23 protein-coding genes are annotated in these 24,937 nt (G+C 36.5%); 12 read left to right on the top strand and 11 right to left on the bottom strand.

Translation table 11 applies throughout. The annotated features are described in order from the left end of the window. Nucleotides 1-163 precede the first annotated feature (163 nt). Genes SP041_RS10740 through SP041_RS10730 form a run of 3 tightly spaced genes read left to right on the top strand, consistent with a single transcriptional unit; the run spans nucleotide 164 to nucleotide 3,193 of the window. Entirely contained in the window at nucleotides 164-2,188 is a 2,025-nt protein-coding gene (locus tag SP041_RS10740; RefSeq protein ID WP_025563086.1) for a GNAT family N-acetyltransferase, read from the top strand. Then, on the top strand, nucleotides 2,188-2,880 hold the full coding sequence (locus tag SP041_RS10735; protein WP_025563087.1) for a pseudouridine synthase: 693 nt from the start codon (nucleotides 2,188-2,190) through the stop codon (nucleotides 2,878-2,880). Before SP041_RS10740 ends, SP041_RS10735 begins: the two co-directional genes overlap by 1 nt. Further along, nucleotides 2,867-3,193 carry an MGMT family protein gene (locus SP041_RS10730; protein ID WP_025563088.1) on the top strand — a complete coding sequence of 109 codons (327 nt, stop codon included), beginning with the start codon at nucleotides 2,867-2,869 and terminating at the stop codon, nucleotides 3,191-3,193. Before SP041_RS10735 ends, SP041_RS10730 begins: the two co-directional genes overlap by 14 nt. Nucleotides 3,194-3,327: 134 nt before the next feature. Here the strand turns inward: SP041_RS10730 and SP041_RS10725 are convergent, their stop codons facing one another. From SP041_RS10725 to hutZ, 5 genes are all read right to left on the bottom strand, one after another. Then, nucleotides 3,328-5,217 carry an acyl-CoA dehydrogenase family protein gene (locus SP041_RS10725; RefSeq protein WP_025563089.1) on the bottom strand — a complete coding sequence of 630 codons (1,890 nt, stop codon included), beginning with the start codon at nucleotides 5,215-5,217 and terminating at the stop codon, nucleotides 3,328-3,330. Nucleotides 5,218-5,265: 48 nt separating this feature from the next. Then, nucleotides 5,266-7,395 carry a 3-hydroxyacyl-CoA dehydrogenase NAD-binding domain-containing protein gene (locus SP041_RS10720; RefSeq protein WP_025563091.1) on the bottom strand — a complete coding sequence of 710 codons (2,130 nt, stop codon included), beginning with the start codon at nucleotides 7,393-7,395 and terminating at the stop codon, nucleotides 5,266-5,268. Further along, entirely contained in the window at nucleotides 7,395-8,684 is a 1,290-nt protein-coding gene (locus SP041_RS10715) for a thiolase family protein (protein ID WP_025563092.1), read from the bottom strand. The genes SP041_RS10720 and SP041_RS10715 overlap by 1 nt, the downstream gene beginning before the upstream one ends. A 439-nt stretch (nucleotides 8,685-9,123) precedes the next feature. After that, nucleotides 9,124-10,320 carry an SAM-dependent methyltransferase gene (locus SP041_RS10710; RefSeq protein ID WP_025563093.1) on the bottom strand — a complete coding sequence of 399 codons (1,197 nt, stop codon included), beginning with the start codon at nucleotides 10,318-10,320 and terminating at the stop codon, nucleotides 9,124-9,126. Nucleotides 10,321-10,469: 149 nt separating this feature from the next. Continuing rightward, entirely contained in the window at nucleotides 10,470-11,006 is a 537-nt protein-coding gene (hutZ, locus tag SP041_RS10705) for a heme utilization protein HutZ (RefSeq protein ID WP_025563094.1), read from the bottom strand. Between the two features lie 330 nt (nucleotides 11,007-11,336). On the opposite strand from hutZ, the gene SP041_RS10700 reads away from it, so the two are divergent. From SP041_RS10700 to SP041_RS10685, 4 genes are all read left to right on the top strand, one after another. Continuing rightward, the gene (locus tag SP041_RS10700; protein ID WP_025563095.1) at nucleotides 11,337-12,110 is read left to right on the top strand and encodes an energy transducer TonB; all 774 of its coding nucleotides are present in this window, start codon (nucleotides 11,337-11,339) and stop codon (nucleotides 12,108-12,110) included. A 2-nt stretch (nucleotides 12,111-12,112) separates the two neighbouring features. Continuing rightward, on the top strand, nucleotides 12,113-12,796 hold the full coding sequence (locus tag SP041_RS10695; protein ID WP_025563096.1) for a MotA/TolQ/ExbB proton channel family protein: 684 nt from the start codon (nucleotides 12,113-12,115) through the stop codon (nucleotides 12,794-12,796). Continuing rightward, complete coding sequence (locus SP041_RS10690; protein ID WP_025563098.1) at nucleotides 12,793-13,206, top strand: biopolymer transporter ExbD; 414 nt, start codon at nucleotides 12,793-12,795, stop codon at nucleotides 13,204-13,206. The genes SP041_RS10695 and SP041_RS10690 overlap by 4 nt, the downstream gene beginning before the upstream one ends. A gap of 514 nt (nucleotides 13,207-13,720) precedes the next feature. Beyond that, complete coding sequence (locus SP041_RS10685; RefSeq protein ID WP_025563099.1) at nucleotides 13,721-14,497, top strand: hypothetical protein; 777 nt, start codon at nucleotides 13,721-13,723, stop codon at nucleotides 14,495-14,497. Nucleotides 14,498-14,610: 113 nt separating this feature from the next. On the opposite strand, the gene SP041_RS10680 is transcribed toward SP041_RS10685, so the two are convergent. Next, on the bottom strand, nucleotides 14,611-15,141 hold the full coding sequence (locus SP041_RS10680) for a hypothetical protein (protein ID WP_025563101.1): 531 nt from the start codon (nucleotides 15,139-15,141) through the stop codon (nucleotides 14,611-14,613). 132 nt (nucleotides 15,142-15,273) lie between these two features. Further along, the gene (locus tag SP041_RS10675) at nucleotides 15,274-16,152 is read right to left on the bottom strand and encodes a DMT family transporter (protein WP_025563102.1); all 879 of its coding nucleotides are present in this window, start codon (nucleotides 16,150-16,152) and stop codon (nucleotides 15,274-15,276) included. 83 nt (nucleotides 16,153-16,235) lie between these two features. On the opposite strand from SP041_RS10675, the gene SP041_RS10670 reads away from it, so the two are divergent. Continuing rightward, on the top strand, nucleotides 16,236-16,454 hold the full coding sequence (locus SP041_RS10670; protein WP_025563104.1) for a hypothetical protein: 219 nt from the start codon (nucleotides 16,236-16,238) through the stop codon (nucleotides 16,452-16,454). Between the two features lie 29 nt (nucleotides 16,455-16,483). Here SP041_RS10670 and SP041_RS10665 read toward each other — a convergent pair whose 3' ends face one another. Next, nucleotides 16,484-16,795: a cupin gene (locus SP041_RS10665; RefSeq protein WP_025563105.1), complete on the bottom strand. Its 312-nt coding sequence runs from the start codon at nucleotides 16,793-16,795 to the stop codon at nucleotides 16,484-16,486. Between the two features lie 48 nt (nucleotides 16,796-16,843). Continuing rightward, nucleotides 16,844-17,218, bottom strand: coding sequence for a hypothetical protein (locus tag SP041_RS10660; protein ID WP_025563106.1), 375 nt, complete (start codon nucleotides 17,216-17,218; stop codon nucleotides 16,844-16,846). A gap of 332 nt (nucleotides 17,219-17,550) precedes the next feature. Here SP041_RS10660 and SP041_RS10655 point away from each other — a divergent pair, with 332 nt between their 5' ends. The 3 genes from SP041_RS10655 to SP041_RS10645 all read left to right on the top strand — a co-directional run bounded on the left by SP041_RS10655 (nucleotide 17,551) and on the right by SP041_RS10645 (nucleotide 21,357). Then, nucleotides 17,551-19,230 carry a LytS/YhcK type 5TM receptor domain-containing protein gene (locus SP041_RS10655; RefSeq protein ID WP_276607150.1) on the top strand — a complete coding sequence of 560 codons (1,680 nt, stop codon included), beginning with the start codon at nucleotides 17,551-17,553 and terminating at the stop codon, nucleotides 19,228-19,230. Beyond that, a complete protein-coding gene (locus tag SP041_RS10650; protein WP_025563109.1) occupies nucleotides 19,224-19,949 on the top strand; it encodes a LytTR family DNA-binding domain-containing protein in 726 nt (241 codons plus the stop codon). The genes SP041_RS10655 and SP041_RS10650 overlap by 7 nt, the downstream gene beginning before the upstream one ends. A gap of 166 nt (nucleotides 19,950-20,115) precedes the next feature. Further along, nucleotides 20,116-21,357, top strand: a complete 1,242-nt coding sequence (locus SP041_RS10645) for an MFS transporter (protein ID WP_025563110.1) — start codon at nucleotides 20,116-20,118, stop codon at nucleotides 21,355-21,357. A gap of 94 nt (nucleotides 21,358-21,451) precedes the next feature. Here SP041_RS10645 and SP041_RS10640 read toward each other — a convergent pair whose 3' ends face one another. After that, nucleotides 21,452-22,255 (bottom strand): MetQ/NlpA family ABC transporter substrate-binding protein, encoded by an 804-nt coding sequence (locus SP041_RS10640; RefSeq protein ID WP_137297749.1) that lies wholly within the window; start codon nucleotides 22,253-22,255, stop codon nucleotides 21,452-21,454. A gap of 545 nt (nucleotides 22,256-22,800) precedes the next feature. After that, complete coding sequence (msrA, locus tag SP041_RS10635) at nucleotides 22,801-23,391, bottom strand: peptide-methionine (S)-S-oxide reductase MsrA (RefSeq protein ID WP_137297748.1); 591 nt, start codon at nucleotides 23,389-23,391, stop codon at nucleotides 22,801-22,803. 600 nt (nucleotides 23,392-23,991) lie between these two features. Between msrA and SP041_RS10630 the strand changes: the two genes are divergently transcribed. Then, nucleotides 23,992-24,930 (top strand): cache domain-containing protein, encoded by a 939-nt coding sequence (locus SP041_RS10630; protein WP_137297747.1) that lies wholly within the window; start codon nucleotides 23,992-23,994, stop codon nucleotides 24,928-24,930. The last annotated feature ends 7 nt before the right edge of the window (nucleotides 24,931-24,937 follow it).

Genomic DNA, 24,937 nt, shown 5'->3' with positions numbered 1-24,937 from the left:
GGCAAGCATTTATTGTTAGTTTGTTTAAAAAACATTCAAAAGGATCTGCTTGGCTCTATAACGACAAGGATCCCTTCGTTACTGATATTAGCGATCCTTTTTTATGTTACATTTTATACTTATTCGATGTTTATCATTCATTTTATCACCACTAGGATCTCTTGTGTCTGTCGCCACTCAATTTTACCAACAACTTAAATCTTTAGCCGAGCAATCTAACCATAGACAGTTGTGCTGTATTCAAGGAACTCTACAATGGTGTTTTGAGCAAGCCTCAGCAATTATTGAGTTTGAAAACAGTGATTATAAATGGTGTGGTGAAAGCCCTACTTCGGTTGAAGCTTGTCATTATCAATCTTTGCTAGGGCAAGATGTCCATTTGCTATTTATGAATATGCATCAACAATTCGATGCAAATATGTTTGCAGCTGCAGAAGGGGCTGTATGTGGTGGTTCGGTTATTGTTTTATTGTTACCGGAACAAACCTCTACAAATGATAATTTTTCATTGTATATGCAGAAACAACTTATTAACCATCAAATCCCGATATTGAAAGATACCCAGCAATCTTTATTAATAGATGAGCAGCTAATCCCCCCTACTTCTAATCAATACTTATATATAGAAGAGCAACAACAGGCGATTAGGCAAATCATTAACACAGTTAAAGGACATCGGCGCCGACCTTTAGTGATTACAGCAAATAGAGGAAGAGGTAAATCAGCTAGCTTAGGCATTGCTTCAGCAACCTTAATCAATCAAGGTTTATCTAAAATTATAATTTGTGCTCCAAGTAAACAAGCTGCGACTACTATATATAAGCATGCGACATTAACCTTAATAAACACGGATGATTTACAACGGCTTGTTTTCATGCCTCCCGATGCCTTAAATTATGGTCAACCAGAGTGTGACTTACTAATAATTGATGAGGCCGCTGCGATTCCTCTCAAGTTGTTAATTACGTTTACAAAGCGTTATTCACGAATTGTCTTTGCGACAACACAGTTTGGTTATGAAGGGTCAGGACGAGGATTTGCTTTACGCTTTCAACAACAGTTAAATAATATAGCTCCACAATGGCGTTCTTTTTCTCTTACTCATCCGATACGCTGGGCTGAAAACGATCCTATTGAGACATTTATGCTTTCAAGTTTATGTCTCATTGAACAATCGGTACAAACTGTAATAAATAAACACGACCTTAATTCAACCATTTCGATCATTGAACAAGAGGTGTTACTCCAACAACCTAAACTACTCAATCAATTATTCTCACTTTTAGTCAATGCGCACTATCAAACAAAGCCTTCGGACTTAGCGGCTTTATTAAACGATCAAAATTTAACGATTATTGCGATGCAACAAGGCAAACAAATATTAGCCGTTGCATTAATCAATAATGAAGGTGAATTTGATCAAACAACAAGCGAACAAATCTATCAAGGTAAACGCAGACCTAACGGACATTTAATTGCTCAATCATTAACTTTCCACAGTGGTTTTAAAAATGCAGCTACCCATTCATTTGCTCGTATTCAACGTATTGCTGTTCAACCAACGTTACAAAAGAAACGATTAGGTAGTCAATTACTACAATGGATAATTAATTGGGCCGCTACACAGCAATTTGATCATTTGAGTGCTAGCTTTGCAGCCAGTGATAATTTATTACAATTTTGGTTACGTCATGAATTACAAGTTTTACGTATTGGAATTCGCAAAGATAAGAGCAGTGGACAACATTCATTCATGGTGAACTTACCTTTAAGCCAACAAGGTAAAGAATTACATCATCAAATACAGACTGATTTCCATAAACAGGTTAAAGTACAGCTTAGCCGACAGCTTAGACAATTAGATTCATCATTAATTATCGTATTATGGCCACAAATTGCATTCGATCAATTGAAAGCATCGACACAACAAGCGTTATCAGGTTATGTCAATGCGAATCGAAGTTACGATAATGTTGAGTACTTATTAATTGAATTATTATATAGCGCATCATTAGCGACATTAAACACCCAGCAACAACGTTGTTTAGTAGAAAAAGTAATTCAAAACCATAGTTGGCAAGAAATAATACAGCAACACCATTTTACTGGACAAAAACAAGCACAAGCATTCGTAAAAAAATGTATTGATGACTTACTTACGCAACAAATAAGAGAACACACAACATAATGAGACTCGACAAATTTATCTGTGAATCAACAGAATTGACACGTAGCGAAGCAAAGAGTGCTATTCGTAAAGGTTTAATCAGCAATCAGGCTGGCACATTACGTAGTGGTTCTTACAAAATCGTTGCTGACGATATTATTGCATTTAAAGGACAGGTAATTACAACTCGAGGCTTTCGCTACATTATGCTTAATAAACCACCTGGCTTTATTAGCTCGAATGTTGATGAGCAAATGCCTAGTTTATTAAACCTTATCGATATAGAGAAAAAACAAAACGTATTTATCGCAGGTCGTTTAGATGCAGATACAACAGGCTTAATTTTAATCACAGATGATGGCCAATGGTCGCATCAAGTAACGAGTCCACGTAAGAAGTGTGAAAAGCGTTACCGTATTTCTTTGCAAGACCCAATCAGTGAAGATGCAATTACACTTTTTGCTGAAGGCATTCAACTTAAAAGTGAAAGCCAAGCTTGTTTACCAGCAAAATTAGAAGTGCTGAGTGAAAAAGAAGTGTTATTAACGATTAGTGAAGGTAAATACCACCAAGTGAAACGTATGTTTGCTGCAGTAGGTAACTATGTAACTAAACTGCACAGAGAGCAAATAGGTGACGTCGAATTAGACCATAACCTAGCGTTAGGAGAATCACGCTTTTTAACGGAACAAGAGATCAATGGATTCAAATAAATCTTTTAATCAACAATGTTACGACTTACTGCGTCAAATACCAGCAGGTAAAGTTGTAACCTATGCAGATATTGCTCATCAGCTTGGTGGTAAAGCATATCAAGCGGTGGGTAATGCAATGGCAAAAAATCCGGACGTAATCGTCGTGCCATGCCATCGAGTGGTCAATAGTAATGGCAACATCGGTAAGTTTGCATTAGGTACTGATAAAAAAATAGCGCTTCTAAAACAAGAAGGCATTATTATTAATACTGATACAGAGAATGCAAAAGTAGTTAACTTAGATAAACAACGTCATACTTTTAAGTCTTAGCATTTAACTATATTAGTCAATTTAACGACATTAATAATAAAGCACAGCAACAACGTTAAAAAGTAAGGCATTGCGTTAAATAACCATACCTTACTTTAAACGCCTTCTAACGATAATATATTATTCTTCAAATACTATTGTTCTGGTGCAACTGGATAAATCCCCTCTTCTAGCCACTGATATTGATTACTCAAAATATCATCCGCTATCGTTTTTGCAGTTACTCGTTGAGGAGTTGATAATGCTTTGAAATGCCCTTCTATTCTTTCTGATGCTAATACACAATGATGATCTGCTAATGAAATGGCGTTCGTATTACCTGCTTTAGCTTGGCTTTTAGCATAAGAGCAAGTCACTGACATGGCAAATATTTCACAACCGATGGTCATAAGGTGCCCTAATGTTTCTTGGCGTAATTCTAGCTTTTCTCGATGTACCAACATTTGCTCAAACAATACTCTTGCTAAGCGATGTGAAGTACGCTGACAATAATTAATGTGTTCAACTAGTTTTCCACTGTGTGTAAATTGTTCAATAAACTCTTTATTGATAATTTGCGAAGGATACCAAGCAGCATATTCTTTAAACAACTTAAAAGCCGCATCACGTTTGGTCGTAAAATCAGCATTAGGTTTAATTAAATCAGAAGCCAAAGATAAATGAGTATCTAACGCTTCTCGGCTTAAAAATAATTCCATTACATCTGTTGTACCTTCAATAATACGATTAATACGGCAGTCACGTAACATACGCTCTACTGGGAAAGGTAATTCGCCACGTGCTTTTAATGAACTGGCTTTTTCATACCCCCTGCCACCAAACATTTGTACCGTTTCATCCATCACACTCCACGCCATTTCACTACAAAATAACTTGGCCATAGCCGCTTCCATACGAATATCAACATCGCCTTTGTCCGCCATAAAACTAGTTACCCAAGTAACGGCTTCCATGGCAAAAGTTGTTGATGCGATATAAGCAATACGATTTGAGCCTTTTTCATGTTTTGCAATAGGCGAACCCCATTGCACACGCTTACCTCCCCAACGACGAGTCATATTAAGACATTGTTTTGCCATACCCGTGCTAGCCGCAGGAATCGTTAAACGACCAGTGTTTAATGTCGCTAATGCGATTTTTAAACCTTGGCCTTCTTCTAAAATTCTATCTCCAACAGGTACTTCTACATCTTTAAACTCAATCAAACCATTTTGAATGCCACGTATCCCCATAAAATCACAACGATGCTTAATGTTAATTCCTGGGCTTTGACCTTTCACTATAAAGGCTGAAATTTGCTTAACCTCTTTATCTCCAATAATTTTAGGCGCGGTACAGGCCATCACAACTAAATAGTCTGCGATGAGGCCATTAGTACACCAAAGTTTTTCACCATTGATAAGATAATGTGTGCCGGCTGCATTTAAGGTTGCTGTTGTTTCCATTTGAGCGGGATCAGAGCCAACACTTGGTTCTGTCAATGCAAAAGCAGAAATAGCACCCTCTTTAAATAGTGGTAAAAATCGTTGCTTTTGATCGTCTGTACCAAATAACTTAATAGGTTGCGGCACACCGATACTTTGATGGGCAGAAACAAGTACAGCCGTTGAGCCACAATGACTGGCGATCGCCATAAGGACACGGTTATAGTTAACTTGGGATAATCCTAACCCACCATATTCTTTAGGTATTTTCATCGAAAAAACACCGACCTTAGCGAGAGCTTGCATCGCTTCAGTGGGAATAGTACGAGTTTCATCAACTAAATCAGCATCTAATGTATCAGCGAGTACCACTCCTACTTCTTTTACTAATTGGTCTCCTACTAACTTGTCTTCTTTGCTTTGCTCAGGAAAAGGGAAAATAGCATCCGATTTAAACTCCCCCATGAATAAAGATTTTGCAAAACTTGGGTGTTCCCATACAGAATCACGCGCAGCTTCGGTAAGGTTCAACGATGACGCTTTCTCATCGCTCATTTTAGACGTATCAATCACTACTTTTTTGTCTTCAGGAAAACTCATAACAGCTCCTTAATTAAACATTTAAATTAGTCACTTTTTCAATTCTTATTAATAAAAACCACGCTGTTCATCTGCACACTTCTGTAAATAAGGCGAAACTTGATAACGAATACCCACTTGTTGTTGTAATTTATCTAATCGTTGCACAACTTCTTTACAGCCAATACTATCGGCCCAACGACACAAACCTCCTCGCCAAGCAGGGAAACCTGTTCCCATGATCATCGCTAAATCGAGCTGTCCGGGGTTTTCGACAATACCTTCATCAATACAATGTGCCGCTTCATTGACCATCACTAGCATTAAACGATCAATAATATCTTGGTCACTAAAGTCTTTGCTACTTGCAACACAGTCAGCTTGATACAACAACTGGTTCACTTCGACTTCTTTATTTTTATAATGATAAAAACCACGCCCGCCTTTTTTACCTGAAAGTTTTAAGGAACCATGAATATGCTCTAGTATAGGTGCAACCGCCATCCGCTCTCCAAAACCAGCTTCTAAAATAGCAGCTACTTTATAACCAACATCTATACCTATTTCATCAGCTAACTGAAAAGGTCCCATCGGCATACCAAATGTAGTGATTGCAGAATCAACTTTTTCAATGTCAGCTCCTTCTTGTAATAAATAAGCGGCTTCATTTAAATAAGGTAATAAAATACGATTAACTAAAAAACCAGGACAATCATTAACCACAATAGGCACTTTCCCCCAGGCTTTACTGATCGCAACAGCTTTAGCAATCGTCTCTTCACTGGTTTGCTCACCTCTAACAATTTCTACTAATGGCATACGATTAACAGGATTAAAAAAATGCATACCACAAAATTGTGAGGGGCGAGTTAACACGGTGGCCATCTCTGTTACTGATAACGCGGACGTATTGGTACATAGCAAACTACTTTCTGGTAAAACTGCTTCAGCCTCTTTCAATACTTGCTTTTTAACCTGCATAACCTCAACAACCGCTTCAATAGCAATTTGCGCATGGTTAAATCCCGTATAATCGAGAGAAGCCCCGATACGATTAATAGCAGTATCAATTCCTGCTTGTTTAATTCGACGGCGTTTTTTAAGTTGATTAAAATAATCAGCGGCTTGTTGATAACCTAATTGAATAGATTCCCAGTTAATATCTTTTATACGAACCGATAACCCTTTAGAACTCATTAACCAAGCAATTCCTCCTCCCATAACGCCAGCCCCTAAAACAGCGCCGGAAGTCGGTAACGTTTCAGGCTGTGGATAACGTTCTCTTTGCTCCTTTTTAACTTGTTCGTTAAGGAAAAATAACGAAATAAGATTTTTACAGACATCTGTAGGCGCTAAGTTAGAAAAAGCACTAAGCTCTCGTTGAATACCCTCTTCAAAATTGCACTTTTTACGGTAAACCTCCAAAACAGCTAATGGTGCAGGGTATAAACCTTTAGTTGTTTTCATGACATTCTGATGGGCTTTTTTCAAAATGTATAAACGAGCTAAATGCGAGTCCATTGCAGCAGCCATTGTTGTTTGTGCAAGACTTTTAGGCTCTCTCCTACTAAGCAAGCTTTCTTGAAAGCGAGTCTCTCTCAAGTCTTCTAAAAATTGATCTATTTGTTGTTCAAGCTGTATAGATGAAATAACTTTATCGACCAACTTAATACGATAAGCTTTTGCTGCGGGTAATAGCTTACCAGGTAGGATCATGGCTAATGCTTCAGGTAAACCGACTAAACGAGGTAAACGCTGTGTACCGCCCCACCCAGGAAGAATACCTAACTTAACTTCAGGTAAACCTATCTTAGTCTTTGGGTTATCGGTGGCTAAGCGGAAATTGCATGCTAATGCGAGCTCACAACCACCGCCAACGCACGCACCATCAATAATAGCGACAGTTGTTTGTGGCAATAGCTCAAGGGCTTTAAAAATTTTTAATCCTTGTTGCGCTTTCTCTTTTGCCATTTCAACGCTATCTATTTTCTGTAGCTCCTCGATAGCCGCCCCCGCAATAAAGATATCTTTTTTAGCACTCTCAAAGCTCACCACCTTTTGTGGGGCCGTTTCGATATCCTTAATAACATCAAACAATTCTTTCATTAGTTCAGCTGACAGTTTATTGATAGCTTGATCTTGATAATCAAACGTAACTCGAATTAACCAATCATTCTTTTGTATTTGAATGTGTTTCATTATTCGACCTCCAATACTAATGCAGCACCTTGACCGCCACCGATACATAGGGTCGCTAAACCACGCTGTAAACCTTGGCGTCTTAGTTCATGTAATAAGGTTAATATTAAGCGCCCACCCGTTGCACCAACAGGATGACCTAATGCAATCGCACCACCATTAACATTTAACTTACTTGGGTCTAACTCACCGATAGCTTGCGATGACTGTAAATATTGTTGAGCAAATGATTTACTAGCGAAAGCGTATTGATTAGCAATCACTTGTGCTGCAAAAGCTTCATTTAATTCTACTAAGTCAAAATCACTTATTGCTAAACCTGACTTTTGTAATAGCTTAGCCGTCGCATAAACAGGACCTAATCCCATTCGACTGCCTTCCAAACCTGCATAACTATAATCAGTTAGATAACCTAATGGTGTTAACCCCATCTCTTTTGCTTTAGATTCCGACATTACCGTCAAGGCAACAGCGCCGTCAGTAATTGGACATGCATTCCCAACGGTCACACTGCCCGCTAAGCGATCAAAATAAGGACGAAGCTTGGCCAAGCTAGCCAATGTTTGATCTTCTCGAGGACCATTATCTAAATGTTGAATATGTTGATATTGAGGCCCAACAGCAATGCTGATTATTTCATCTTCAAACTTACCTGCTTGCTGTGCTTTAATGGCTTGTTGGTGACTATTTAAAGCAAACTGATCTTGTTGTTCTCGTGTGATTCCAAATTCACGAGTTAAGACTTCCGCTGTTTCACCCATATTCAAACCACAAACAGGATCAGTTAACCCCAGTTCAATACCAATAATTGGTTTTAGAAAAGGTAAACGGAATTGAGAAAGTGCTTTGAGTTTAGCGACTGGGGTTTTAGCTTGCATCATACGCAGAAAAAACTGAGTCATTTGCGGGCTGTACAATAAAGGAATGCTGGACATCGACTCGCTACCGCCAACTAACGCGGTCTCAATTTCCCCAGCAAATATTTTATTCGCAGCCGTTGTCATTCCTTCCATGCCCGACGCACAGTTTCGGTTCACTGTATAAGCACAAGTACTAGTAGGAAACCCACCTTGTAATGCGATTACTCGAGCGATATTAGCGGCATGACCAGGCTGTGCAACGTTACCCATAATCACTTCATCTATATCATGATAATCGAGCACGGAACGCGCCATTAGCTCTCGAACGACCACCGCCCCTAATTGATCAGCCTGCATTGTTTTTAACGCTGAACCCGCTTTACAAAAGGGACTACGCCCCCCCTCTATTATTGCTAGTCTTTCTTTCATTAACCACCTCCAACATCGTAACGATGTCCATTAGTAATGAGCAAAAACAATAAAATTTTCCCTAAAATAGTTTATTAGACGAATACTTAAACTAAGCATATGGGGAAAAATTAATTATATAGTGAATAAAAAGTGCTAAAGAAAATGAGCATCATAATGTGGAAAGGATTGAGTATTCTATGATTCTTTTTCTACATCACTTAAAAATACACACTTTAATCAGTATAGAGTTGCTTTATTTTTGAGCAAGTTAAATAAAAATAACCCTATTGGATTCGCGATGAGCATCGCATAAGTTGTAGATAAAATAAGCGATAAAAATCTTAAATAGATAATTTCATCGCTATATTTAAAATATTTAAGTGAGAAAAGAGAGGGTTAAATTACCTTAATAATTAAAAAATAAAAATGAAAATGAAAATGAAAATCACAGTCAGTCTTACACTGCACTTTCTTTTAACAAGCTTTCTAAACAATGATCTGTAATACCATAATACGCTTTAATATTAGCAATTTGAGTCAACGTTTTAGCTTGTTCTTTAGGGTTTATTTTGGCTTTTTTCACTGCCAAGATCATCTTGTTCTTATTAGTATGCTCTAAGCTAATAAACTCAAATACTTTCGTGCTATAGCCATTGGCTTCTAATAATAGCGCACGCAATGAGTCCGTCACCATTTCCGCTTGCTGACCTAAATGAACACCGAATTGCAACATTGGCTGGAATAATTCAGGACTTTGCATTTGCGGACGAATTTGCTTATGACAACAAGGTGAACACATGATGATGCTCGCATTCGCACGAATACCATAATGAATGGCATAGTCAGTAGCGACATCACAAGCATGCAATGCAATCATTACATCTGTTTGTTTTGGTGCATGCGTTTTTACATCTCCACAAACAAAGTCTAAACCTTGATGATCCAAAGTAGATGCAGTTTCATTGCATAAATCAGCTAATGCTTGGCGTAACTCCACTCCCGTCACTTGCGCGTCATTCTTTAAGGTATGACGAAGGTAATCATGAATGGCAAACGTTAAATAACCTTTACCAGAACCAAAATCAACGACATTAAGTGGTGTTGTTTTATCATGTGGGGAAACATCCAATGCCTGGCTAAACACCTCAATAAACTTATTGATTTGCTTCCACTTATTAGACATAGCAGGGATCAGTTTTTGCTGTTTATCCGTCACCTTTAATGCCGTTAAAAATGGACGTTGTATATCAACAAAACGATTCTTTTCACGGTTATGAGTTGCGACGGCAGTTTGTTGTTTTTTTGCTTGATGTTGTGAGATTTTCAATTTACCTTTTTTACTAAATTCGATCTGTACTTCTGCATCTAATAACGTTAAATAAGCGCTTTTGAAATCCTCACCGACTAACGATTTAATTTCAGACAATGCCAACTTATAACTATAGTTTTTAGTAATATGGTTGGTTTGATGCTCATATACAAAACTAAGTACCGCTTCATTTTGTAAAATAATAGGACGAATTGCAACACGGTTTAAACTCTTATCTGCGCCTCTATATTTGCTTAATAACAGTTTAACGACCTGATTATTTTCAATACTTTTTGATAACAATACATAAAAATCTTCAATGGTATTAAGCGTAGCTTCTGACATAGTAGTTTCCGAGATAGTCTAAAATAAAATAACGAAACGCATTCTAACAGTTAAGCTATCTGAATAAACGTGCAATTTAGTGATAGCAGGAGAAACACAACCGGGATATAAAAGGTTTACTCTCTTTTCTAAGTCACCTTTACAAATATTTAATCATTTTCATCAAGTGAAGTATGGCCTTTTTTTAAGTGTACAAAATCCACTAAATCATCCGATGACACTTTATATGCTTGCCCAAACCCTTTAACAAATAATCCTTCCTCGATTTTTAACTGAATTAAATGAAAGTCACCAAGTTGAGCCAACAACTCAGCAGTATTGCCTAACCTTTCAATCATCAAAGGGATTATTTCAGACCATTTATCAGTTTCACGTGAAACTATCTGTACATGCGCATCAAAAGTTAATCGCGTTCTTGCATACAAATTACTCGCGTTTGACTCATCTTCAATCATCATTAAAGAAGCGACTGGATTAGCGAATATATTTTGAGTATGTCGAGCCATTTCTGAAATTAATACATAATAACCGTCTGCATCATGAATAAATGGTGCATAACTGATATTAGGTCGCCCATTAGCATCCACTGTGGCTAGCTGTAATGTTTTTTTACTGCTCATAAAAGCACGAATTTCAGGATCTAATAGTTCACGTAAATATTGTTGTTTTATTGATGATTGCCCCATTACACTTTCCTATGATTTAAGCACTAACATTGATTCAATTCGACGATGTATTTAACAAATTCACACTTTAAACTTCAAATTAAACGATCTGTAAACTCACTTAGACTAACTTAGACATCACTCAATATAGTTTAATAAAGTATGAATTAACTACACTAGCCAGTAAATTCCATTAAAAAACAAAAAAGAATACGAATTATCACTATAAAAGTAAAAATATCTCATTAAAGACAAAAAGATAATGTAAATGATAATTGATCTCATAATTGAATTAGTTGATAATAAGTATCGTTACATCTATTTTGTTTTTTTGTATGGAGTTCTGGCCCTATGTTTCGTTATATCAGTGCGGGTTTTTTATCTGTTGCGATCCATTTTTTAATCTTTTCACCATTACTAGATCAACCAGTAATGGCACTGCCTCTCAGCCAGCAAACACAAAGCGTTAGCATTAGTTTTGCGACGCCAATAAAGCCTACTCCAAAAAAAGTAGAAACGCCTGTTCCAGAGAAACCTCAACCGGTTGTCGAAACACCGACACCTAAAAAAGTAGAAACGAAAAAACCGGTTAAAAAAACAGTCAAAAAGCGTATTGTTAAACAAAAAACAGTGACTAAAAAAGTTAAAAAAGAGACGCCCAAAAAAGTCATTGCAAAAGTTGAAAAGAAACCGGCTCCCGTCAAGAAACCAACTGAAAAAGTAGTTGAGCCTAAAGAACCGATTGCTAAAGCAGCACCGACTGAAACCAAAAAAGCACCAAAAGAAAAGATCACAGAAAATAAACAACAAACTGTGAAAAAAAGTGATGGCTTACAAGAAAAACCACAACTGATACAAAAAAGCCGTTTTTTAAGTAAACCAACACCTCCTAAATACCCGCGTTTAGCTAAGCGTAAAGGGTTAGAGGGAACGGTTACCTATGAAGTCTGGTTAGATGAAAAAGGCAAACAAGTGAAATTATTGCTGAAGGACTCATCAGGCGCAAAAGTGCTTGATGTAGCTGCTCTAAAAGCAATTAAAAAATGGAAGTTTTCTCCTCATACCATCAATGGCAAAAGTATCGCACACCGTATTTACATACCTATTAGCTTTAAACTGGATTAACAATGACTTTATTCAACATAGTACAAGAACAACTAGGCTTAATGACTTGGCCTTTAATTATCTGCTCTCTATTAACACTGATGATCATTAGTGAACGTTTATTAAAACTATTGAGTTCAGGCTCATTAAGTAAGAAAGAAATAAAGAAGTTATTAGCAGGACATGATCCAAAAGAAAGCGAGCAATTAGAATTACTTAGCCAACAACTAAAAACTGAAAAGAACCTCGCTAAGCGTGGCATTGCAATGCTATTTGCACACCAACACTTTAGCCAACAATTACGTGAGGACACCGCTAGTATTTGGGTGCAAGATAAGCGTCAAGAATTGCATAGTGGTTTAAAGTTATTAGCCTTAATTGGTGTTATCAGTCCATTACTTGGTTTATTAGGGACCGTATTAGGATTAATTGAAATGTTTAAAGCCATTGCATTAACAACTGGCTCGGTAACGCCAAATGACTTAGCCGATGGCTTAGGTATCGCAATGCGTACAACAGCTGCTGGCTTATTAATTGCTCTACCTGCTATTTGTGGCGCACAGCTATTAGGTTTATGGGCGAATAAAGTAACTTACCGTTTAGAGTTTACGCTTAACTTTTGTAATCTATGGTTACAAGGTGTGAGCTTCCCAGAACAAAAACGTACAGCTAAAACAGTAATAAAAGCTGAGGAAGTAAAATCGTGATACGCAGTCAACGTCCAAATCAATCAGAGTTACCGCAGGTTGATCTTACTCCGTTATTGGATATTATTTTTATTGTAATGGTGTTTTTAATGCTATCTGCGAATATTAAATTACAATCTTTACAAGTTGATTTGCCGACAACGGATACAAGTGCTGTTCAAGTCGTCGATAATAAAGCAGTGACCATTAACATACTAAGCTCAGAACCACATTGGGCGATTGATGGAGAAAAACTTCCAGACTGGTCAGTGTTCCAGCAAAAACTAATACAAATAGTACAAGAAAAGCCAGCAACACAATGGGTTATTGCTGCCGATAAAACGGCTGAAGTACAGCACATGGTGAAATTACTTGGTTTTTTACAGCAACATAATATCCAAGCAACACAATTACTAATAGAAGAAGAGTAATAAAAAAGAATTGTTTAGGTAGTGTCAAATGAAAAAACTGACTAAATAAAAGAACCTTAACTTTCTCTCTGTCACGTTACTAACAAGTTAGATAGTCCATTATTTGACTTGTTAGTAAGTTGTCGCTAATCGCTGTGAGCACTAATGATAGAGAGCTTAACAGTGAACTATCTATGATACTTCTATATAACGCCACTGAAAAAATCACCCAAAGTACCTTTTCACCAATCGCCCCTTTCCCATGCCTGATCATATAAAAAGTCATCGATAAAAAGACGAACAAAAGCACCACTAAACTTTCATACAAGATTAATGATAAATAAACAGCCAAAAAATATCTAATTTCAATGAAAAACTATCTGCATTAGTTCCATCACTACGCTTTAAATCTAATTTTGATAACAAACTATTTAAAAAGTCATACAAATACTAACTTTTCGATCGCTTTGACGTTAATATACTTATAATTAATTCACAATTCATGGCGATAGCCTGTATTTAAAAGAGACTTAAAATGACTAATAAAAATACTCAAACATTAAGCGCAGAAGCTTGTTTACAAGCTGCATCAGAATTATTAGCTCGCCGCGAGAGCAACGAAAAAGGTGGCATTTTACCTGATGCATGTCGTCCAACTAACTTTGAAGATGCACTTGCAATTCAAGCAGCAACCGTTAAAGCGAGTGGTAAAAAGATAGCTGGTTGGAAATGTTTAGTTCCATTAAACCCAGAACAAATTATTGTTGGTCCTGTTTTAGAAGGCACAGTACAACAAGGTGGCACCTGTTTCGTTAAATCAACAGAACCAGGTAAAACATTAATCGAACCTGAAATCGCATTTGTACTAGGTACTGATTTACCTGCACGCGCAGAAGGTTATACAGATGCAGAAGTTGACGCTGCAATTGCAACTACACATATGGCATTAGAGCTATTACAACGCCGCTATGCACCTAACGACGACCTTATCTTCGCTGATAGACAAGCAGACTGCCTATTAAACCAAGGTATTTTTGTAGGACCAGAAATAACTAAAGCACAAGCATACGATGCTGCTGAAATTAAGTTATCTATCGATGACGCAAGCTATGACGGTAAACACCCTAACCTATCAGCTCAAGCACCAATTTACTGGTTCGTTGATTTCATGTGTAAAAATGGTTTAAACCTAGAAAAAGGCCAAGCTATTATTACTGGTTCTTATGCTGGCGCGATTGAAGTACCAATCAAATCAACAGAGATTAAATATGAAGGTTTAGGAAAGTATAATGTAGAGTTTAAAGCGCTATAAAATAGTTTTTGAAAGGTGTCTGTGGTTGTTTATCAGACACCTAATCAGCTTTAAATTAAGCACTTATAGGATTCAGTATTTTTTAAAATAAACCAACTAATACAACAATATAATTAAAAACTCCACTGCACACTCATCAATAAAATACCAGGTAATATTACCCCTCCTTCGACGCCAAAATAATCAGTAAAGTTGTATTGAGCGGCATGATAAATATATGGGGCAAAAGCAAGACCTGTATTGTCTTTCATATCTTGATAAAAGCCATCATCACCACAATTATCAAAAGCATCTATAAAAAACTCACCAGCATAAGTATAAACACCTTTAATCACCAACTTATCATTAATTCGATACCAATCTTTACGGACACCTAACAACGCACAGCGATTATTTTGGCTGTTGATAAAGGTACCCACTAATATACTGTAATCAGAATCAGCATTAAGCTTACGCTCTATAGAAAAGTATTGATTATTAAAGTATTGAGTTGAATCTGAGTCAGGTGGAAGTGCATGATATAGAAATGACCCCGTATTAACTGAGAATAAATCGAAGGGATTAGCCATTATGGAAGGCGTTGACAAAACACCTGATAAAATAATTAAGAAAAGTCTTAAACGAACAAACAATATATTTTGCAAATTAAATTCCATTTATAGCAAGTAGATGAATTTATTATAAAAATAAAAATTTCATATTAAATTTATCTGTTACTTAACATAATAGTGTAAACATAAAAATAATTATCCAGACTATACTACTGTACTGAATATTCAACGTTTCTTTAACGCCTTTTTAAAGGAAAAACCGGTTACCAAAATAGTACCGACAATAACTAATGAAGCCCCTAATAAAGTATTTAAGCCGATCGCTTCCTCTAAAAAAAGATGCCCCCACACAATTCCAAATAACGGCACTAAAAAAGTAACTGACAAAGCAGAAGCAGGACCGTCATCTTTCACCAATCGGAAGTATAATAAATAAGCAAAACCAGTACATACAATACCTAATGCTAATACAGACATACTAATTGGTAAGGTAATAGGATCTCGTATTGGCATAAAAGGCAATAAAGGTAACACTATAATCACCGCAGCCCACAGACTGCCATGTGCATTTTCAAACGGAGCTACAACTGGAGCTACCTTGGTATAATTAGCAGACACACCATACATAAAAGCAGCTAATAAACAGGCTAAAATAGCTAATAGCCCCTCTTCACCCAGCGTCATTGCATGCTGACCGACTAATACTGACACACCTAACATACCAACTAATAACCCAAGACCTGCTTTTAATTTCAAAGGTTCTTTTTGCCATAAACTAGCAATAACAGCACCAAAAAGTGGAGCTGTTGAATTAAGAATCGCTAAGGTGGATGCATTTAATGTTTGCGCTGCATAAGCGAACATTAAAAAAGGAAAAGCCGTATTAAATGCACCAATAATAAAGAAATGCTTAAGATGGCAAGTAAAAAGTAATGTGCGGCCAAGATAAAGGCTTATTAACAACAAAAATAATGCAGCAGCGAATACTCTCCCTTCAATTAACACTGCAGGGCCTAAGCTATTTGCAGTTAAACGCATGAATAAGAACGATCCACCCCAAATCGAAGCTAATAACACTAATCGTAAGACACTCGCTAACGACATACTTATTCTTCCTTGAATAAAGTTTTAACTAAGTAAAATGATGTGAGACACTGTTCTAAGTATAAATAAACGAAGGAGATAACATGCTAATTTTTTATATAATTTGTGGCGTACTCGTATTTGCAGGATCAGGTTTATTCATGCACATCAATCGTTTAGCAATATATCGCCGTCGTATTATCCGCCAATTAGCGACTAACAGTAAACAAATGCCATTCATACTATCAGAATCACAAGAACAAAAAATAAAACAAAGCTTTCTAAAAGGCCTTAGTGTTAAGGAATGCCAGAAAGAGTTATAGCTTAGTACTGCCAATAATGAACAGATGAGTTAGACACTACCTTCTGACTCAACAACCAATATTCTTGCTTCTCCTTTTGGGTGGGCAACATGCTCTGTGCCAATAGACGCATAAAAAATATCTCCTGAATTAAGAATGCAAGATTGATCTATTCCATTTTCTTTATAAAACATTTCAACAACCCCATCTAACACCACAAACACTTCTTGCCCATCGTTTACGTGCCACTTATAGGCTTTGTCTGTCCAATGTAAACGGGTCGTAATGCCATTCATATTAGCAATGTCTTTTGCGCCCCAAGCTTTATCTGACTTGAATTCCTTGCCTCTGGTTATTTCCATTGTTCTTCCATTTTAGCTGTTATTTTTAGCTTAATAGTCTATCAAGCTTTATTCTTTATCTTTCTTATTTTCAAGAAGCCCTGCGATTGGTTCTTTATTATTATGACCATTGTTCTTGTTATCACTGTGGTCATTGTTGTAATCATCATCATCGTCATCGGTTTTAACCCATTCAGCTTCTGAATCGATAATATCTTTATCTCGCGCCCCTTTCTTAATATTAACTAACCCAACCAGTAAAAAACCATTAGCAAACACGGAAATAAAGGCGGTAGGGAAAATAAGAATACGAGGAGCAAAAAATAAAAGCAGAATACCAATGATGATCGTACCAAAACAAAAGCCGATCCATGCAATGCCTGCTGCAATAGCAAGAACCCACAACATAACGCCGACAATGAGCTGTGCCCAACCTAATATCATAAAACAACCTAATCAGAATAAAGAAGAAAATAAGATAGAGTAACTTCCTAGATAAAGTCGCTACCGTTTGCCTGACCATAACAACATGAAGGTTTTAATCAATATGTAATCGAGTTAATTTAGTTACGAATAAAATAAAAAGCATACAATGGATGAAATGAATCAGGGAAAACGTTAATTATTCATAGCGTTAAAAGTTAAATAATTTAAATAATTTAAATGTATTTAAAAGACTGTAAATTTTTATCTATTCATTTTTTCAAAACTATCACTTGATCCTCCTCATAACGTGCCAGACATACAAGCACTAAACTAGGGGACATTATCTATTATTGTTCGAGGTTAATTTGTATTTAGACCAACTCACCATGCTACTTGCTGTTTTTGAACGTGCCGCATTAATGCTAATGGCACTCTTTCTACTCACTAGAACTCAGCTTTTTCAAAAAATCATCAGTAAACGTCAGCGCACCCCCAAAGAAATTACCATTATCCTATTATTATTTGTTTGCTTTGCGGTATTCAGCACTTACACCGGGATTAATGTTTATGGCTCCGTGGTTAATGTAAGAATCATTGCCATTATTTGTGGTGGTATTCTATTTGGACCTTGGGTTGGGATTGCAGCAGGGTTAATCTCAGGTGTCCATCGGTATTGGATAGACATTGATGGCCCAACATCACTCGCGTGCCTTATTACCAGCATTCTAGCTGGTTTACTTGCAACCTGGATCCACCAGCGCTGTGATAAAAAAGATTATGCAAAATATGGTATTGCTGCTGGTATGTTGTGTGAACTACTCACTATGATATTAATTTTGTTGCTTAACAAAAATTCAGCATTAGCTATCTCAATCGTTGAACAAATCTCAATCCCAATGATCACTGGCACCTTATGCATTGGTTTGATCATTACTTTAGTGCAAAGTATTGATGATGAAAAAGATAAAGTCGCAGCACTACAAGCTAAACAAGCGCTTAATATTGCAAATAAAACCCTACCCCATTTCCGAAAAAACGATCGTGACTCTTTAGTTAAAGTCTGTGAAATTATTAAACAAGAAACAGGTGCTGATGCCGTTGCCATCACTGATACTCGTAATGTAAAAGCTTATGTAGGGGTAGGTGAAGAAAACTTTCTCGATTCCCATCATCAGATAAGTTACATGACACAACAAGCGGTCGATTTAGGCAAACAAATCATTAACAACAATCTTAATGTGCATGAATTTCATTCACTGCTTATTATCCCGTTATGGGGAAATGGTAAAGTGACGGGCACTCTCAAAATCTTCTACAGCCAACCACACCAAATTCGCCATGCGTTACGTGAAATGGCCATTGGTCTCTCCCATCTAATCTCAACACAAATCGAAGTGTCGAACATGGAACAACTTAAAACCATGGCTAGCAAAGCTGAGTTTTCAGCCTTACAAAATAAAATTAACCCACACTTCTTATTTAATGCATTAAATGCAATTTCTACCTTAGTACGAATTAAACCAGATCAAGCACGACAATTGATTGCAAACCTTGCCAACTTTTTACGTTTCAATTTAGAAAAAGGCGATGAATTAATTGATATTCAAGAAGAAATCCAACAAGTACAAGATTACGTTGCTATTGAACAAGCACGTTTTGGTAATAAGTTAACGGTAATATTTGATATCGACCCTGTCCATATCAAGATTCCTTCTCTACTGATTCAACCGTTAGTTGAAAATGCAATTCAACATGGCATTGTGCCTTCTCGTACACCCGGTACAGTGACCATTTCAGTAAAACAACAAAAAGAAACGGTAAAAGTAACAGTTACCGATACCGGCGTAGGCATAAAAACAGAGGTTATCGAACGGATTTATAAAGGCTCTATGGGCAGTCATCACATCGGAATGGTTAATGTACACCAGCGCGTTGGTTTACTTTATGGTTCAGGCCTAACGATCCAACGTCAAGACATTGGTACGAGTGTTTCTTTCGATGCCAATGATATTCAGGAGGAAGCATGTTAAAAGCAATCATCGTTGAAGATGAATACCTAGCCCGTGAAGAGCTTAACTACTTAATTAAGACCTATAGTCGTATTGAAGTAATAGAATCCTTTGACGACGGTTTAGCGGCCTTTACTTATTTACAGAGCAATACGGTTGATATCGTGTTTCTTGATATTAACATTCCTTCTATTAACGGCATGTTATTAGCGCGTAATATCCATCAATTCGCACAACCTCCACAAATTGTATTTACCACGGCTTATAAAGAACATGCATTAGAAGCTTTTGAGCTAGAAGCGTTTGATTACCTACTTAAGCCTTTAGATGAACAACGAGTAAAGCGTCTGTTATTAAAGCTTGAAGCTCATGCCACCTCTTTAATGGCTGAGGATCCTATACAAACATCAACCAATACCATTAATCTATCTCGAGATAATCGCATACGGGTCATGCCAATAGATGACATTATTTACGCAGAAGCAAAAGAGAAACTCACTGAAGTACATACTGAAGAAGGTATTTTTATTGCGCCTTATAACATTAGCGAACTAGTTAACAAATTACCGCCACGCCAGTTTTTTCGTTGTCATCGTTCTTACTGTGTAAACTTAAAGCGTATAGAAGAGATCATCCCTTGGGTGAATAGCACCTACTTACTTAAATTTCATCATCACCCAACTAAAATATCAGTCAGTAGAGGTAATATAAAAGAGTTTCGAAAAATCATGAGTTTGTAATTCACGCCCAAATAATGCAATTCATGGTGATTGAATTGCATTTCATTTTTTACTTTCCCACACATATTGTAATGCTTTTCAGACGTTGTATTTTGAACCTATCAGAAGCGAGAAAATCGTCTTCATCCACTTTTTAATATTTTAAATTTCTGGGGTTCACATTATGATTACTATCGCGTCACATCAAAAAAAATGGCTTACTTTAATAGGCACCGTCATTGCACAATTTGCCTTAGGTTCGGTTTATACGTGGAGCTTATTTAACTCCCCTCTCGCTGAAAAAATTAACGAACCTGTTAGCCAAATTGCATTTTCCTTCGGTATTCTTAGTTTAGCTCTCGCATTTGCTTCTTCTATCTCGGGTAAATTACAAGATAGATTTGGCGTTAAAAATGTCACCATTGGTGCAGGCGTGTTACTTGGCGCGAGTTTATTGCTCGCCTCTCACGCAACCAACTTAATATCGCTGTATATTTGCATCGGTTTATTAGTTGGCTTTGCAGATGGTACGGGCTATTTAATGACTCTATCTAACTGTGTTAAATACTTCCCACAACATAAAGGATTGGTATCTGCCTGTGCGATTGGAGCCTATGGTTTAGGTAGCCTTGGTTTTAAATTTATTAATATGTACTTACTGACGCACTTTAGCTTAGCTCAAGCCTTTTCTGCTTGGGGAATGATTGCCATGGTAATGGTTATTTTCGGTGGTTTATTAATGAGTGATGCTCCGAAACAGACTGTCGAAACAACCGCACCAACAAACAAACAACACAAACTGCCAACCAATTCCGGTGAATTTACCTTATCGCAAACAATAAGAACGCCTCAATTCTGGATGCTAGCAACTGTTTTCTTATCAATCTGTATGAGTGGTTTGTATGTAATTGGCGTCGCTAAAGATATTGGTGAAAACTACATTCATTTATCAGTCACTTCTGCCGCAACATCGGTTGCAGTTATTGCGATTGCAAATTTAGCAGGTCGACTTGTATTAGGTGTATTGTCAGACAAAGTTGAAAGAATAAAAGTGATTTCGTTTGCCATATTAGTGAGTTTTGCAGGCGTTGCTTCTTTAATCTTTGGCGAACCTAGCAGCAATGTATTTTACTTTGCCGTTGCTTGTATTGCCTTTAGTTTCGGAGGCACCATTACGGTGTTCCCTTCACTCATAAGTGACTTCTTCGGCTTAAATAATTTAACCAAAAACTATGGTGTGATTTACTTGGGGTTTGGTATCGGTAGTATTACGGGATCGATTGTTGCGTCTATCTTCGGTGGTTTTGTACCCACTTTTTACGTGATAATGACATTACTCACCCTATCATTAGTACTGACGTTATTAATGAAACACCCAGCTAAGACAAAAGCTTACCGTCAACAGTTAACCACACAACAAACGATATAATAAAGGGTTTTGATTTAAGGAAGGATTAACCTTTATAAAGCATCACCTTATCAGCTAAGCGAATAAGGTGATGATTCAAAGCTAAAGTATAAAATTAAAAAGCAGCTTCTATCGTACCTTTATATGTTTTATCTAGAAAATCACGCGTCGCTTGTGTTTGAAAGATTTCAACAAACTTTTTGTAAGTTTCATTATCTTTATCTTGAACACGCGCCGCAATATTCATGACAGCAAACTCAGCATCTTTTGCTTCAAGGTAAATACCTTGCTCAGCAGGGCTCAAGCCAGCAGACATAACATAATTCATCGTAATAACAGAGGCATCAACATCATCTAATGTACGTGGTAACTGAGCCGCTTCCACTTCAATAAATTCAAAGTTTTTAGGGTTATCAACAATATCGTAAACCGTTGTTTTTGCACCCGCATCAGGCTTTAATGTAATTAACTTCGCATCCGCCAATAACAGTAAACCACGTCCACCGTTAGTAGGATCGTTAGGAATTGAAATTTTTGCATTATCCGGTAAATCATTAATAGATTTGTATTTGCTTGAGTAGATACCCATACGCATTAAAATAGAGTGACCAATAGAAACGATTTTTTGCTCACTATTACTATTAAAGTTACTCATAAACGGTTGATGTTGATAACTGTTAAGGTCAAGACTACCATCCGCAAGCGCAGCATTAGGCGTGATATAGTCAGAGAATATAACCACTTCAACTTTCAAACCTTGTTTTTCGGCTTCAGCAGCAACGGCTTCAACAACTTCAGCATGAGGGCCAACAGTTGCACCTACTTTGATCACTTGTGTATCATCTTCTTGCCCACAAGCGGCTAACCCAAGCACTAATGGTAAAATATAAAATAACCTTGAAATTTTCTTATTAAACATTTTCAATTCCTTTAAAAATAATGGACGTATAGACGGCTAAATAAAGATAGTACAATAAACAATAGAATATACATAATTTTTTTGGTGATTATTTTATCGCTGCTTTTATGAGTAAACTTAAGTTTATTTTATGAAGGTATAATTTAATTTTTGATTTGATGTAGTAGATAAGCTATTCAAAGAATGAACTAAGAGTGTAGATTTTGCTTAAAGTATTTTTCTTAAAGTAAATAACCTCAGCTACGGATAAGAAAATCGATACAACACAGCTATTTAAGCGAATTTCTGCGTTAAATTCTTTCCCAATAACCTGTTATTGCTTCAATAACTCGTCTGAACTACGCGCAACTGCAGCATTGTATAATAAAACTTTATAACTATATGATCTTAAATAATCTTTCGTTTCCGTTAACCAGAATTGAGATAAATAATAAAAAAGCAGCTAATCGTTTGAGTTAGCTGCTTTTAGTATTCAGTCTTTTAATAATGACGATTAAGTTACTTCTTAATGAAAATATTCAAATCATTCATTCAATTAAATAGGATTAATGAGTTGCTCTGTCACCCCAAATTTCTTTTAAACGTTGGTCGCGACCACAATTCCAGCGGTACGCATTGTAACGTAGAGGATTATTTTTGTAATAATCTTGATGGTAGCTTTCATTACCTTTAATAGGATAAAAAGTACTCGCGGCTAATATAGGTGTCACGACAGTTTTATTAGGAAACTCGTCAATCACCGCTTTTTTAGATTTCTCCGCAAGTGTTCGTTCCTGCTCGTTAGCAACAAAAACAGCACTTAAATAACTGGTTCCTTTATCGCAAAACTGACCTCGCGCATCAAATGGGTCAATGTTAACCCAATAATGGTCTAATATTTCTTGGTAGCTTACCTCTTTAGCATCATAAGTTATTTCAACGGCTTCATAATGCCCTTCATGATTTCCGCGATAAGTTGGATTCTCTACTTCACCGCCAGTAAAACCAGAGATAACATCTTTCACACCGGGTAGTTTTTCAAAATCTGACTCCATACACCAGAAACAACCGCCTGCTAATACTGCTTTATCTGCATTAGCTAATGACACATAAAAAAGCATCGATGTTGATAAAACTAATCCTAATATTTTCTTCATAAAACTCTCTTAATTACGTGATGAATGGATAAAATGCGATATTGCTATAATAACTAGACCTGCCATTAATAAAAGTTATTTCATTAATGCTTAAACTCGGTGATAAACAGAAAGACAGAAACGACTATTTCACTTTTCAGGTTTAAGCCGTTATTAAACATTAACGTTTATTTGCTTCACTCAAAGGTGAATGAAAATTGAAAGAGAGCGTTTCTATTGAGCACGGTATGGTTAGCTATAAAATACTCTTTTTTGCCCTATTACTCTTTTCTAACATCACATAAAAATAATATTTTTATTGTATTAGATAGCTTAGATAAGCCATAGTCTCTATGATAAATTAAACTAATCAACCCACTTAAACAGCTTCTATAAACGTTATAAAAAAACCACGCTATTCGAGCCATTGATAATGATGAAGCTTAACTTCCGAACACCGATATACTGAGTCAATTTGCTCGACTTCTTTTTTAACGATATAGTCATTTTATAAATAAACTTTAAGCATCCGATAGGATGGAATATCAACATTTTTAACATTGCTCCAGTAGGTGAAAATAATAGTAATATTTACTACTAATTAATTAGGAAAACCACAGAATGCAATATCAAAAGATACACACAGTCACATCAAAGAGCCTTGCATTTTCAAATCGTTATAATAAGTTTGAATCGTTTAACTTATGGGCATTGAATCCTTCAAAATGGTTATTCTTACTCGCTCTGTTTACTGTAAGCTTATTCAACGGCTCAATGGTTTCTACCGCGAAGGCATCAGAAATAGAAAGCTCAATACAAATGAAAGCCTCTTCAGAAATTGAAATTAAGCGAGAATACCTAAAACACATCATTAATCAGCAAGAGAGATTGGTTACTTCTTTAGTTGAAACACCTTTCATGAGTTCATACCTTTCTAAAAATGAAAAACTAGATCAAGATAGCCTGAGTGAACTGTTTCTAACCACAGCCACTATTAATAAACATTACATGCAAGTTCGTTTTATAGATGCCAATGGTCAAGAAAAAATCCGTATCGAACAATCGAAGAATGGCTTAGCGCCTATCGTCGTAAAAGAAGAAGCACTGCAAGATAAAAGTGAACGAGAGTATTTCACCGAAACTAAAAAGCTACCCGCTGGAGAACGATGGTATTCATCATTTGATTTAAATAAAGAGCAAGGCGAAATAGAACAATGGATCAACCCTACTTACAGGGTTTCATCTCCTGTTTATGTTGAGGGTAAATTTTCTGGCATCGTGATCATCAATTTAGATATGACCAATGTTATCGGTTACTTAACTGAATCTGCTGATTTTTTAGTCTACCTAGTAGATGCTGACAATGAAGTACTTGTTCACCCTGATCCTAAAAAGTCGTGGAGCAAGTATTTAACCAATAAAAACAAGTATCAAGAAACACCCGAAAAAGCATCGAAAAATTATACTCAATCTCTGGAAGATATATTTAACAACGGTGAAGGTATTCGCATTATTCTTGAACCGATAAAAGCCACCTATTCACTTCCAAAGACCCAATAGATAAGGA

The organism is Psychromonas sp. SP041, assembly GCF_000470315.2.
In the GTDB taxonomy this organism is placed as follows: Bacteria; Pseudomonadota; Gammaproteobacteria; order Enterobacterales; family Psychromonadaceae; genus Psychromonas.
The sequence above is the reverse complement of the archived record's forward strand: the minus strand, read 5'-3'. Positions and strand labels throughout refer to the sequence as shown.